The 13887-nt window shown below is 69.2% G+C and carries 9 protein-coding genes; 7 read left to right on the top strand and 2 right to left on the bottom strand.

Annotated features, from left to right (window positions below; all coding sequences use genetic code 11):
- Positions 1–75: 75 nt before the first annotated feature.
- Both ACLB1G_RS07605 and ACLB1G_RS07600 read right to left on the bottom strand, forming a co-directional pair.
- Positions 76–2856: a bifunctional diguanylate cyclase/phosphodiesterase gene (locus tag ACLB1G_RS07605; RefSeq protein ID WP_491626591.1), complete on the bottom strand. Its 2781-nt coding sequence runs from the start codon at positions 2854–2856 to the stop codon at positions 76–78.
- Positions 2857–2875: 19 nt separating this feature from the next.
- The gene (locus ACLB1G_RS07600) at positions 2876–4489 is read right to left on the bottom strand and encodes a methyl-accepting chemotaxis protein (protein ID WP_491626590.1); all 1614 of its coding nucleotides are present in this window, start codon (positions 4487–4489) and stop codon (positions 2876–2878) included.
- A 207-nt stretch (positions 4490–4696) separates the two neighbouring features.
- On the opposite strand from ACLB1G_RS07600, the gene ACLB1G_RS07595 reads away from it, so the two are divergent.
- The 7 genes from ACLB1G_RS07595 (at position 4697) to ACLB1G_RS07565 (ending at position 13852) form a co-directional block, all read left to right on the top strand.
- On the top strand, positions 4697–5914 hold the full coding sequence (locus ACLB1G_RS07595; protein WP_491626589.1) for a SpoIIE family protein phosphatase: 1218 nt from the start codon (positions 4697–4699) through the stop codon (positions 5912–5914).
- A 25-nt stretch (positions 5915–5939) separates the two neighbouring features.
- Entirely contained in the window at positions 5940–6497 is a 558-nt protein-coding gene (locus ACLB1G_RS07590; RefSeq protein ID WP_491626588.1) for a SiaB family protein kinase, read from the top strand.
- Positions 6498–6519: 22 nt separating this feature from the next.
- Entirely contained in the window at positions 6520–6909 is a 390-nt protein-coding gene (locus ACLB1G_RS07585) for a DUF1987 domain-containing protein (protein WP_491626587.1), read from the top strand.
- Between the two features lie 3 nt (positions 6910–6912).
- Positions 6913–7662 carry a GGDEF domain-containing protein gene (locus ACLB1G_RS07580; RefSeq protein WP_491626586.1) on the top strand — a complete coding sequence of 250 codons (750 nt, stop codon included), beginning with the start codon at positions 6913–6915 and terminating at the stop codon, positions 7660–7662.
- Positions 7663–7753: 91 nt separating this feature from the next.
- The gene (locus ACLB1G_RS07575; protein ID WP_491626585.1) at positions 7754–8275 is read left to right on the top strand and encodes a TspO/MBR family protein; all 522 of its coding nucleotides are present in this window, start codon (positions 7754–7756) and stop codon (positions 8273–8275) included.
- Between the two features lie 123 nt (positions 8276–8398).
- Positions 8399–13501, top strand: a complete 5103-nt coding sequence (locus ACLB1G_RS07570; RefSeq protein WP_491626584.1) for a hybrid sensor histidine kinase/response regulator — start codon at positions 8399–8401, stop codon at positions 13499–13501.
- 99 nt (positions 13502–13600) lie between these two features.
- Positions 13601–13852 (top strand): NHLP-related RiPP peptide, encoded by a 252-nt coding sequence (locus ACLB1G_RS07565; protein WP_491626583.1) that lies wholly within the window; start codon positions 13601–13603, stop codon positions 13850–13852.
- Positions 13853–13887 lie beyond the last annotated feature (35 nt).

The raw sequence follows: 13887 nt of genomic DNA, 5'->3' as shown, positions 1-13887 counted from the left end.
GGCAGATCTGACACCAGGTTGGGTTGGACACCGGGTTGGTTTGGGTTCGTGACACCGGGTCCCGGGTTGGATTGTTTAGCCGGCGCTGCGTGCGTTCAGGTAGGACACGCGGGCGTCCTGGGCTGGCTGCTGCGGGAACAGGAAGCGCTGGCGCATGCAGGCTTCGATGTCGGCCGGCGGCATGGGCCGCGCCACGTAATAGCCCTGCACTTCGTTGCACTGCAGCTCCTGCAGCATGCGCAGCTGCTGGGCTGTCTCCACTCCCTCCGCCACCACCGACATGCCCAGCGCATGCGCCATCGAGACGATGGCCTGGAAGAACACCAGCCCTTCCTGCGAGTTGCACAGCTCCGAGGTGAAGGCCTTGTCGACCTTGAGCACGTCCATGCGCAGCTTCTGCAGCTGCGACAGCGAGGAATAGCCGGTGCCGAAATCGTCCACGTGCAGCTTGACGCCCAGGTCGCGGATGGCCGCCAGCTCGGCGATGATGTCCTCCTGCTCGCCCATCATGGCCGACTCGGTGATCTCCACCTCCAGCAGGCCGGGTTCGATGCCGTGGCGCGCCAGCTGCTGCGCCAGCTGACGGTGTATGCTGCCCTGGGAGAACTGCTTGGGCGACACATTGATCGACACCGGCACCAGCGCCAGCCCGCGCGCGCGCCATTCGGCCAGCTGGGCGCAGGCCTTGGCCATCACCATCTCGCCTATGCGCAGTATCATGCCGCTGCTTTCGGCCAGCGGGATGAATTCCAGCGGCGGAATCAGGCCCATCTCGGGATGCACCCAGCGCACCAGCGCCTCCATGCTGCACAGCTCACCCGTGACCGTGTCCACGCGCGGCTGGTAGTACAGCTGCAGCTGGTCGCGCTCGATGGCTTCCAGCAGGCTGTGCTTGAGGCGCGCGCGCGACTTGAGCCGCGTGTACAGGGCCGGGTCGAAGAAGCGGTACTGGCCCTTGCCCTCGCTTTTACCGGAATACATGGCGATATCGCCATGCTTGATCAGGCTTTCGGTATCGTCGCCATCGCGCGGGAACATGCTGATGCCGATCGAGGCGCCCACCGCCTGGCTTTCCTCGGCCACCACGAAGGGCTGGCCGAAGGCGCGCAGGATGCGCTCGGCCACGGCCGCTACCCGCGCGTCCGACTCCACCGGATCGAGCAGCACGATGAATTCGTCGCCACCGAAGCGCACCACCCGGTCGCTGGGGCGCAGCAGCGATGTCAGGCGCTGCGCGGCCTGCTGCAGCAGCACATCGCCGGCCGCATGGCCCTGGGTATCGTTGACGTGCTTGAACTCGTCCAGGTCGATGAACAGCAGCGCCACCGCATGGCCCTGCGCGCGCGCGGCCGCCAGCGCGCCCGGCAGGTAATGGTTCAGCCAGTGCCTGTTGGGCAGCGACGTGAGCGCGTCCTCGTTGGCCATGCGCAGCAAATCATCCTCGTGCGCCTTGCGTTCGCTGATGTCGCGCAGGGTGATCGCCAGGCCGTTGCCGACCCGGACCAGGCGCCGCCGCCCCCACTGGATGTTGAGGCGGTTATCGGCCGGCAGGCGGCGGTCGTCCTCGTGGAAGCCGGCGGCCATGGCTTCCACATAAGTCTCGAACAGCCCGGCGCCGAACACGCTGGCGTCCACCTGCGACAGGCGCGCCCCCAGCAGCTGCTCGCGCGACAGGCCGTAGAAATAGGCGCCGCGCTCGTTGCAGTCGACCACTTCGAAGTCGACGATGGCGCCGGCGTCATTGCGCACCGCGCTGGCCATATAGAAGCCGTCGTGGGCGCTCTCAGTGGCGGTGCGGTAGGCGCGCCGCACCTCCTCTTCCTCGTCCTGGCGGCGCTGGGCGCGCCAGGCCAGCAGCGCGCCCGCCGCCGACAGCGCCATCAGCACCGCGGTCCAGATCCCGCCCTGGCGCCAGGCGGCGGCCCGGCTGGCTTCGGAAGCGGCCATCATCTCATCCCGCGCCAGCCCCACCAGGGCCAGCACCGGGTACACGCCGGAACGTCGCCAGGCCAGGATGCGAGCCTGGGCGTCGCGGAAAACGCCGGCGCCGCCGGCCAGCCGCACGCCTTCGGCGCTGGCCGGGGCGGCGGCCAGCAGCAGCGAATCGCGGCCGGTGTCGGACACGCCGGCGCCGCGCCGCTCCAGGCGCGCCCCGCCCTCGCCCAGCAGCGCGATCATGCCCTGCTGCCCCAGCGCGCGGGCGCTGTAGAAGGCATTGAAATAGGCGGCGCCGACGTTTACCACCAGCACACCGGCAAAGCTGTCGTCCGGGCCGTCCAGGCGGCGCGAGAACAGCAGGCTGTCCTGAACCTGGCCGGGCAAGGCGCCCTGCGGCGGAGCGCTGATGCGCAGCGCGGTGGAATTGTTATTGCGGTGATAGGCGAACAAACCGGTGCCGCGCAGGTCGGGCGGCAGGCCTGCGCGGGTGGCGCTGCGCACCTTGCCGCTGGCGTCGGCGATGACCACGGAAAGGAAGGCGCTATCGGTAAACATGCCGTCGCGCCGCATGTCCTCCAGCCGCAGGCGGGCCCCGGACTGCTCCCAGCTGTGCTTGAGCTGCATGGTGACCTGGTCCATCTGGGCGATGGAGCGGGTCAGGTATTGTTCATACGCTTCAGCGTAGAAGGCGGCGTCGCGTTCGGCCCCGCGCTCGGCGCGATCGCGTTCGCTGTCAGCGCCGGCGATGGTGACGGCCCACAGCACGGCCGACAGCATCAGCCCGGCCAGCGGCCACACCAGGAAACGCCAGCGCCGCGCCGTGCCGCCACGGCGCCAGACGGCGCCCTGAGGCGCCGCAGCTGCGGCCATGGCGACCTGCGGCGGCCGGTGCCGGCCCTCGGAGGCCATGTCGCCCATGCTCACCGGCGCCGCCATCTCATGCGGCTGGCGCCAGCAAGCGCAGCTGCGGCGCCCCCAGCGCGAGCGCACCCGCCACACCGTCCAGGCGGAACTGCCCGACCATGGCGGCCAGGCCGCGCGCCTGGGCCTGCATGGCGCCGGCGGCGGCCGCCGCCTGTTCCACCAGCGCGGCGTTCTGCTGGGTCACCCGGTCCATCTCGGCCACGGCCGCGCCGACCTGCACGATCCCGATCTCCTGTCCGGCGCTGGCGGTGCTGATGTCGCCCATGATGCGGGTCACCTTGTCCACGCTGGCCACGATATCGTCCATGGTGGCGCCGGCCGCCTGCGCCAATGCGCTGCCGCTGGCGATGCGCGCGGCCGAATCGGCTATCAGCTGCTTGATCTCGCGCGCCGCGTCGGCCGAGCGCTGCGCCAGGCCGCGCACCTCGCTCGCCACCACCGCGAAGCCGCGGCCCTGCTCACCGGCGCGGGCCGCTTCCACCGCCGCGTTCAGGGCCAGGATATTGGTCTGGAACGCAATGCCGTCAATGACGCCGGTGATGTCGCCTATCCTGCCGGCATAAGCCTGGATCTCGGCCATCGTGTCCACCACCTGCGACACCACCTGGCCACCCTTGCCAGCCACCTCCGCCGCCGACAGCGCCAGCGCGTTGGCGGCGCGGGCATTGCTGCTGTTGCGGCGCACGGCTGCGGTGAGCTCTTCCATCGAGGATGCGGTTTCCTGCAGGGCGCCGGCCTGGTGCTCGGTGCGGTGCGACAAATCCATGTTACCGCTGGCGATCTCGCGCGCCGCCGTGTCGATGGCCAGCGCGCCGTCGCGCACCCGGCCGACGGTGCTGGCCAGGCTGGCCGTCATGTGGGCCAGGGCGTCGAACAGCTGTCCGAATTCATCGCTGCGCGCATGGGCGATGCTGGCGCCCAGGTCGCCGTCCGCCACCTGGCCGGCCAGCGTGGCGGCCTGGCGCAGCGGCCGCACCACGCTGCGCGTCAGCCACCAGGCCAGGGCCGCGCCCAGGGCCAGCGCGGCCAGCCCGAGTCCGGCCACCATGGCCCGGCTGAGCGCGAACTGGCCGGCCGAGTCGTGCGCCTGGGCCTGGGCCCGGCTGGTCTGCAGCGCCAGCTGCTGCTCCAGGGCGCTGCTGTAGGCCTGGAACACGGCCGCCATCTTGTTGTCCAGCAGGTCGTTGACCTCCTGGGTGCGGCCCATGTCCTTAAGCTTGAAGACCTGTTCGCGCAAACCCATGTAGGCTGCCTTGCGCTGCGCCACCTGGCGCAGCCGCTCCTGCTCGGCGGCGTCGTGCGGCAGCGCCGCAAGCCGGGCTTCCAGCGCCTGCTGGGCCAGGTCACCGTCGCGCAGCTGGGCCGTGAACAGATCGGCCACTTCCAGGCTGTCGCTGCGGGCGATCGACGTGGCGCGCACCGCGTTGAGCTGGGCCGCGGACAGCAGCGCGGCGCCCAGCTGCTGCTTGGCCAGCTCATTGTTGACGAGGTGCGCGGCAGCCGCGTCGGCGGCCTGCAATCGCCACAGCGACAGCGCGGACATGCACAGCAGGAGCAGCAGCACGGCCGCAAAAGCGGCCACCACGCGCAGGCCGGTGTTGAGGGCGGGTAATCGTATGGATTTCATGGCGAGGACATCCGGGGCGATGGAAAACATGCCCTGCAGAATACTCACCAAATGTTACGCCCGAGTTACAGCAAAGAAATTAATTCACTTAGAGAATTTATATTACTTATTTATAACTCTAATTTCTTACAAATAATCCTGTAATGAAGCAGTAACAATTGCTCGCTAGCATGCCACATCAGCTTTCATCCCATAAGGATACCGCTCGTGGAGTTCAACGCATCCCGCCATCACCTTCCCCGCTTCCGCCTGTCGGTGGCCGCCGACCTGTGCGTGGAGACAGTTTCGGTACAGTCCGAGGCCAGCAACTTCGCCGTGCTGGAACTGTTCACCGAACGGCGTGACCTGATGAGCTTGCCGGTGATAGAGGATGGCCGCCCGATCGGCCTGATCAGCCGCAACATCTTCATGTCGCAAATGTCCAAGCCCTTCTACCACGAGGTCTATGGCAAGAAAAGCTGCATCGCCTTCATGGACAAGGAACCCCTGATCGTGGATGCCGCAATGAGCATCGAAGCCCTCACCTTCCGCGCCGTGGAGTCGGGCGAGAAGGCGCTGGCGGACGGTTTCATCATCACCCGCAACGGCGCCCTGGCGGGGGTCGGCTTCGGCCTGCAGTTGATGAATGTGGTGGCCAACATGCAGGCCGAAAAAAACCGCCAGATCATGCACAGCATCGATTACGCCAGCGTGATACAGCGTTCGCTGCTGCGCCCGGCCCACAGCGCGCTGGCCGAAGCGCTGGACGACGCCCACCTCGAATGGCAGCCGCGCGACGTGGTGGGCGGCGATTTTTACCACTTCGCCGATTTCGGCGATGGCTGGTTCGCCGCCATCGCCGACTGCACCGGCCACGGCGTGCCGGGCGCCTTCATGACCCTGATCGCCTCTTCCATCCTGGCGCGGGCCCTGCAGCAGCAGGGGCCGCGCGATCCGGCCGCGCTCCTGGCCGAGGTCAGCCGGGGCGTGAAAGCCATGCTGGGCCAGGATGGCGGCGCCAGCGAATCCAACGACGGCATGGACGCCGCCTTCCTGTGGTACGAGCGCGCCAGCCGCCGCCTGCATTTTGCCGGCGCCAGACTGCCGCTGTTCCTGCTGGCGCCGGACCAGCAGGCAGTGCAGGCCGTGGACGGCGAGCGCATGGGCGCCGGCTATGTCGACACCCCCGCCGGCCATGCGTGGAGCAACCGCCAGCTCGACATCGCGCCCGGCACCCTGCTGTTCCTGACCACGGACGGCCTGATCGACCAGATCGGCGGCAGCAAGGATATCGCCTACGGCAAGCGCCGCATGCGCGACGTGCTGCTGGCCCAGCGCGGCCAGCCGGCGGCGCAGGTGGCGCAGGCGATGCTGGAGGACTTCGGCGCCTGGCAGGGGGCGCAGCCCCGGCGCGACGACCTGACTTTTTTCTGTTTCCGGCCCTGAGCGGCCGACCTCACCTGGAGCAGCCGTGCTGTACGAAGAATTCAACGACTTCTGGGACGTGGCGCGCAAGCGCCATATCATCTTTTTCTACGTGGGCTATTTTTCCCAGCACGTGGTGGCCGCCATTTCCGAGACCATCAAGGCGCGCCTGGACACGGCCGGCGCCGCCGGCCCCACGCGCCGGCGCATCTTCTCGTCCTTCGTCGAAATGTCGCAGAACATCATGCACTACTCGTCCGACACCCTGGCCACGGACCACCCGGAGGGCAAGCAGATGCGGCGCGGCTCGTTCTGCATCGGCATGAAGGGCGACAGCTTCTTCCTGCTGTGCGCCAACCCGGTCGACAACGACAACGTGGACCGCATCCGCAGCCGCCTGGAGCCGCTGCACAGCATGACCATGGAGGAAATCAAGTCCGCCTACAAGAAGGCCCTGCGCGACGAGACCCCGGCCGACAGCAAGGGCGCCGGCCTGGGCTTCCTGACCATGGCGCGCGACGCCAGCGAACCGCTGGAGTTCGAATTCGTGCGCGAGGCCCTCGCGCCGGACACCACCGTGTTCTGCATCAAGGCCATCATCTAACCGCTATCGACCACAAGCAACCATGGAACCATTGTTCATCCCCGCCTCGCCGACCTCGCCGGAAATCGACTTCCGCTTCGACCTGGCCACCCTGTCCATCAAGGGCGAATCCTACCCCGAGAACGCGGCCGCCTTCTATGGCCCCCTGATCGAACGGGTGCGCGCCTGGCTGGCCGGCTGCAGCGAAGCCGCCATCACGGTCAATGTGTCGCTGGCCTATTTCAACAGTTCCAGCACCAAGATGCTGTTCAGCTTTTTCGAGGCCCTGAACGGCGCCGCCCTGGCCGGCAACCGGGTCCGGCTGAACTGGTACCACGACGAGGATGACGACACCATCCTGGAATTCGGCCAGGAGCTGCAGGACGACTTCGAAGCCCTGGACTTCGTCGACCACGCCATCGGCGCGGGCTGACCCATGGCGCCCGAAGCCGACCTGTTTGCCATGGAAAGCGCGGCGCTGGCCAACGCCCGCGCCGCGCATGGCGATCCGCGCGCCGACACGCGTGCGGCCTTGGGCGAACTGATCGTCCACTACGAACGCCTGATGCGCGAGAGCCGGCGCCTGATACGGCGCAGCGACCGCGCGGAACTGGACATGAACCAGCTCAACCGCCAGCTGCACGAGCTGGCCGCCCAGCTGGAATATCGCGCCACCCACGATCCGCTCACCGGGGCCCTGAACCGCAGCGCCGTGATCGAGCGCGCCAGCGCCGCCCTGGCCCGCGGCGACCTGGCCCTGATCGTGCTCGACATCGACCACTTCAAGTGGATCAACGACGATTTCGGCCATCCCACCGGCGACGCCGTGATACGCACCGTGGTGCAGTGCCTGACCCGGTTGCTGCCGCCCCGCACCGTGATCGGCCGCGTCGGCGGCGAGGAATTCTCGGTGGCCTGGCCCACCGCCAGCGTGGAGGAGGCGCGCGCCATCGGCGCCGCCATCTGCGACGCCATCGCCGACCAGGTATTCGAGGCCCCGGTGGACCGCCAGATCACGGCCAGCGTGGGCATCAGCTGGTGCCCGGCCGGGACCAGCTTCGAAAGCGCCTACGGCCACGCCGACGAAGCCCTGTACGCCGCCAAGCGCGCCGGCCGCAACTGCGTGCGCCTGACCGCGCTGCCGGCGCCGGCCGCGCTCGATAGTGCGCCGTGTAACGCAAACTGAAAACTAGTGCAAACAGGACCGCCGCCGTCTCGCATCGGCGGCCCAAAGCTGGCATAGTAGTGTCCTGGACAATATTTCCGGGAGACGCGACATGAAAACCGATCTGCATCTGCCCCGCTTCGACAGCAGCGGCGTGGGCCAGTGGAAGGGACTGCTGGGCTGGGTCCTGCTGTGCTTTGCGGCCGCCGCCGTGGGCGCCGTGGCCTCGGCCGGGGCCCAGGACTTCTATCTCAACCTGAACCGGCCCTCCTGGGCGCCGCCGGCCAAGGTGTTCGGCCCGGTCTGGACCGTGCTGTACGCCATGATGGCGGTGGCGGCCTGGATGGTGTGGCGGGTACGCGGTTTGCGCGCCGCGCCGCGCACCCTGGGCCTGTTCCTGGCCCAGCTGGCCGCCAATGCCCTGTGGAGCTGGCTGTTCTTCAAATGGCAGCTGGGGCTGGCAGCCTTGGTGGAAGTGCTGCTGCTGTGGGCCCTGATCCTGGCCACCGCCATCGCCTTCTGGCGCGTGCGGCCGCTGGCCGGCATGCTGCTGCTGCCCTACCTGGCCTGGGTCAGCTTCGCCTCTGCCCTGACCTGGGCCTGCTGGCGCCTCAATCCCGGCGTGCTGGGATAGGCGGGGCGGACGCCACGAAATGCCCACACCGCAGGCCTGCGGCGTGGACATTCCCATGACAATTCCGTATGCTTCCCTGAAACATTAACTAACAGCAGCAGTTTTCAGGGAGAGCACCCGGAGTTGAACGCCCATGCCCAGCATGCGCAGCGCGCCCGCCGCGCCGCGTCTCTCCGCATGCCGCAGCCGGCGCCGGCCCTGCCACGCCGGACCGGCAGGCTGTTGCTGTCGTTATTGCTGGTAGTCCTGCTGCAGCTGGCGCCCGCCGCGCGCGCGGCGCCCGACCGCTGGGACGCCCTGGCCACGCCGCTGTTCGAGCACCTGGGCCTGGAACAGGGCTTGCCCAACCCGGTCGCCATGGCCGTGGCCCAGGATGGCGAAGGCTATATCTGGATAGGCACCCAGAGCGGCCTGGCGCGCTGGGATGGCTACCGCATGCGCGTATTCCGCCACGACGCCGCCGATGCACGCTCGCTGCCGGGCGACTTCATCCAGAGCCTGCACGTGGACGGCGCCGGGCGCCTGTGGGTAGGCACGGCGGCGGCCGGGGTCGCCATGTACGACAGACAGTGCGAGTGCTTCGCGGCGCTGCCGGTGGCGCTCAACCAGGGCGCCATCACCGGCCTGGCCAGCGATCCGGACGGCGGCCTGTGGATAGGCAGCTCGGCCGGCCTCGATTACTTCCATCCGGTCAGCAAGCGGCACCGGCGCTACCAGGCCGCAGCGCCGGCTGCCGCAGCGCCGGCTGCCGCAGCATCGGCTGCCGCAGCAACGGCTGCCGCACCTTCCTCCCTCCTGCCGGGCAACCAGATCCGCGCCCTGCTCACCGACCGCGACGGCCAGCTGTGGATAGGCCACAACGGCGGCCTGGCGCGGCGCGACGCCGCCAGCGACCGCTTCATCCCGGTCCCCATCACCGGCGGCCCGCCAGGCTGGAGCGACGCCGTGATGGCGCTGGGCCAGAACAGCGGCGGCCAGATCGCCTTCGGCACCCTGAAAAGCGGGGTCGGCATGGTGGATGCGGACCGGCGCGCTGCGCGCCTGGCCAACCCCGCCGGGGTGGGAGACCTGGGCGCCAACATGGTGCTGGCGGTGGCCGAGGTGGTCCCCGGACGCTGGTGGGCCGGCACCTACGGCAACGGTGTGGTCCAGTACGAGCAGGACGGCAGCCATGGCCGCCGCATCCAGCACCAGGCGGCCGTGTCCTTCAGCCTGGCCAGCGACCGCACCGCCGCCCTGCTGCGCGACCGCAGCGGCCTGGTATGGATTTGCAACGAGCGCGGGGTGGACATCTACGATCCCCGCAACGAGGGCGTGGATGCGGTGTTCGGCGCCGAGGGGGCGCTGGAGGCGGGGGTCTCGGCCCTGATGGCCGACAGCCGCGGCCGGGTCTGGATAGGCCTGGCCGACCAGGGCGTGGACATCGTCGATGCGCAGGGCCGGCGCAGCGCCGCCCTGCGTCCCGATCCATTGCAGCCGGACAGCGCCCTCCCCAACCGGGTGCTGCTGGCCTTCGAAGAGGCCGAGTCGGGCGAGGCCTGGATAGGCACCCAGCTGGGCCTGTACCGCACCGGCAGCCAGGGCCGTACCGTGCGGCGCGTGCCGCTGCCGCAGGCCAACCCGTATCCGCGCGTGGGCAGCGTGCTGGAGCGCCACGGCGAACTGTGGCTGGGCACCTTCGACGGCCTGCTGCGCTACAACCCGGACAGCGGCCGGCTGCAGCGCTACGCCCAGGGCGCGGCGGCCGAGGGCGGCCTCACCGACAACCGCATCCACACCGTCCTGCCCGACCTGGACGGCAGCCTGTGGATCGCGACCCGCAATGGCTTGAACCGGCTGCTGCCGGACACGGGCAAGGTGGAACAGGTGCTGCCCAAGCCGGCCGTGGCGCACGCCCTGTCCGATGCCGTGGTCAGCGCGCTGGCCCTGGACGGGCGCGGCCGCCTGTGGGCCGGCACCTATGGCAGCGGCATCTGCGTGATGACCGGCCGCGACGCGCGCGGCGAGCCGGTATTCCAGCGCCTGGGCACGGCCGACGGCCTGCCCAGCGCCACCATCATGGCCCTGCTGGCCGACCGCAACGGCCACATCTGGGCCTCCACCGCCGACGGCATCGCCCATATCGACATGGGCACGCTCAAGGCGCGCGCCGTGGGCCGCGCCGACGGCCTGGCCTTCCGCACCTTCTTCGTCGGCGCGGCCGCCGTCTCGCCCGAGCACGATCTGCTGTATGGCGCCACCACCGGCCTGGCCGTGGTGCATCCGCTGGAGCTGAACGACTGGGGCTACCGTCCGCCCCTGGTGATCAGCGCGGTGCGGGTCAACGGCAAGGCGCTGCCGGCGTCCGCCCTGCGCGGCGCCAACGGCGTCCTGGCCCTGAACGTGCCGCCGGAAGCGCGCAACATCGAAATCGAGAGCGCCGCCCTGGACTATTCGGCGCCGCAGCGCAACCGCTACAGCCACATGCTGGAGGGCTATGACCGCCAGTGGGTGGACAGCGACGCCGGACGCCGCCTGGCCAGCTACAGCAACCTGTCCCCCGGCCACTACCTGCTGCGGCTGCGCGGCAGCAACCGCGAAGGCTTGTGGAACGCGGACGAACTGCAGCTGGCCATCGAGGTGCTGCCGGCCTGGCACCAGACCTGGTGGGCCCGCCTGGCCTACCTGCTGGGCGCCAGCGCCGTGGCCTGGGCCGTGTACCGCTGGCGCGTGCGGCGCCTGCACCTGCGCGGCGAGCGTCTGCAGGCGCTGGTCTATTCGCGCACCCTGCACCTGGAAAAGCTCAACGCCATCGTACGCTCCATCAACGAGCAGCTCGATTTCGACGCCCTGCTGCAAGCCATCCTCAAGGAATCGGCCGTGATCGAGGGGGTGGACGGCGCCCTGGCCCTGGTGCTGGACCCGGACAGCGACACCCTGGTCCAGCATGCCAGCTGGGGACGCATCGACGCCGGCGCCGCGCCGCTGCGCATGAGCCAGCAGGAGGCCGCCGCCCAGTATGCCCGCTACACCGACCAGATCGCGCCCGACATCTACCTGCGGCGCGAGCAGTCGCCGCGCCTGGACCAGCCGCGCGCCGTGCTGTCGGTGCGCATCCGCATCGCCGGCCGCACCGAGGGCTACCTGGTGTTCGAAAACTTCCAGTACCACCCGGTGTTCACCTCGGCCGACCTCGACCTGCTCAAGGCGCTGAAGGAACCGTTCGCCTCCGCCTTCCACAAGGCGCGCGCCCTGCGCCTGCTGGAACAGGCGCGCGCCAACGCGGAGGCGGCCACGCGCGCCAAGAGCGACTTCCTGGCCAATATCAGCCACGAGATCCGCACCCCGATGAACGCCATCCTCGGCTTCGCCGGCCTGGGCACCCACCTGGAGCTGAGCAGCCAGGCGCTGGACTACTTCCGCAAGATAGGCCGCGCCGGCCAGAGCCTGCTGCAGATCATCAACGACGTGCTGGACTTTTCCAAGATCGAATCGGGCAAGCTGGAACTGGAACAGGTGCCGTTCGACCTGCCCGACACCCTGAACCAGCTGGCCGACCTGTTTTCCTGGCGCGCCGCCGAACGCGGACTGGAACTGGTGATCTGGGCCGATCCCGAAGTGCCGGCCCAGCTGTGCGGCGATCCGCTGCGCCTGAGCCAGGTGCTGGTCAATCTGGTCGGCAACGCCCTCAAGTTCACGGCGCACGGCCACATTGCCGTGCACGTGACGCTGGACACGGAGGCGCAAGCGCCGCCGGACTGCATCGGACTGCGCTTCACGGTGGAGGACACCGGCTTGGGCATCAGCGCCGAACAGCAGCAGCGCCTGTTCCAGGCCTTCGCCCAGGCCGACGCCAGCACCACCCGGCTGTATGGCGGCACCGGCCTGGGACTGGCCATCTCGCAGCAGCTGGTGCGCAAGATGGGCGGCGTGATACGGCTGGACAGCCAGCCCGGCGCCGGCAGCCGCTTCAGCTTTGCCATCTGCCTGCCCTGCCCCGGCGGCCAGGAGCCGCGCCTGCCGCCGGCGCCGTCCGGGGTGCAGGGACGGCGCGTGCTGGTGCTGGACGACAGCGCGCCGGCCACCCAGGCCCTGGCCTCGCAGCTGGCCTTGCTGGGCCTGCGGGTGCGCAGCGCCGCCACCGTGCCCGAAGCCGTCCTGCTGCTGGCCGACGAGCCCTGCGAGCTGCTGATGGTGGACTGGGGCCTGCCGGACATGAACGGAGTCGAGGCGCTGCAGCTGCTGCGGGCCGACGCCGCGCTGGCGGCCATCCCGGCCATCATCATGGCCAGCGCCTACGCCCGCGAGCAAAGCCGCGAGGCCCAGGAATATGCCGGCGTGCTGCCCTTCCTCGACAAACCGGTCAACCCCTACCTGCTGCGCAGCGCGGTACTGATCGCGCTGGGCGCCGAAACGGAACAGATGGCGGTGCGGCCGGCCGCCGCGCCCTCCGCCGCCATGCAGCGCATCCGCGGCGCGCGCGTGCTGGTGGTGGACGACAACACCATCAACCAGCAGGTGGCGCGCGAGATCCTGCAGCGCGCCGGGGTCCAGGTGGCGCTGGCCAGCAGCGGCGCGGAAGCGACGCGCATGAACGACGAGGCCCACTACGACGCCATCCTGATGGACATCCAGATGCCGGACATGGACGGCTACCAGGCCACCGCCCTGATACGCGCCTCGGAACGCCATCCCTCGCTGCCCATCATCGCCATGACGGCGCACGCGGTGGGCGGCTACCGCGAACGCTGCCTGGCGCTGGACATGAACGACTACGTCACCAAGCCGATCGACCCGGATACCCTGTACGCGGTGCTGGCCAACTGGGTCCAGGGTGACGCCGGCGCCGTGGCCTCGGCCGCGCCGCCCCCGGCCCCTCCACAGGCGACGCCACGGCCCGGCATCGACATTGCGGCCGCCCTGGAGCGCCTGGGCGGCCACGGCGCCCTGCTGAACCGCCTGCTGGCGCTGTTCATCCAGGATTTTGGTGCAAGTTTGCAACAGATCGAGGAAGCCATCGCGGCCGGCGACCTGGCCCGCGCGGCGCAGCTGGTGCACAAGGTGCGCGGCGCGGCCGGCAACCTGTCGGCAACCGGCCTGTTCGACGCGGCCGGCGCCCTGGAGGAACGCCTGCGGGCACCCGAACACAGCCTGCCCGCGCTGCTGGAAGACTTTGCAACAGCACATCAGGAAGTCCTGGCAGGCGCGCGCCAGCATCTGGACCAGCCCGATAAACTTGCAACTTGATACGTTTGATAGTCCTTGAGCTGGCGCACATCCTGTCCTAGGATGAATCAGGCGTACCCAACGCGCTGCAATCCCTACCTCTGATGAAAGGATTCAACAATGGCAACCCATGCTCCACACGCTATCGACACCCTGCTGGACAAGCTGGCCGGCGACGACGTATTCCGCGCACAACTGGTGGACCGTCCACAGCAGGCGCTCGACAGCATCGGCATCCAGGTCGAGGCCGAGCGGATTCCCGCCGTGCGCTGCCTCCCGGCCAAGGAAGTGATTGCCGCCAACCGCGCCGCCCTGCGCGGCAAGCTGGACAACGTGGCCGCCGCCTTCCCCTTCTTCCTCGGCGACAAGTAAGCGTCCCTCGGACGTTGCAGCGGACGGCGCGCGCC

It is taken from the genome of Duganella kummerowiae (assembly GCF_053572355.1).
Note: the sequence above shows the minus strand (reverse complement) of the source record. Positions and strands in the feature narration are given on the sequence as shown.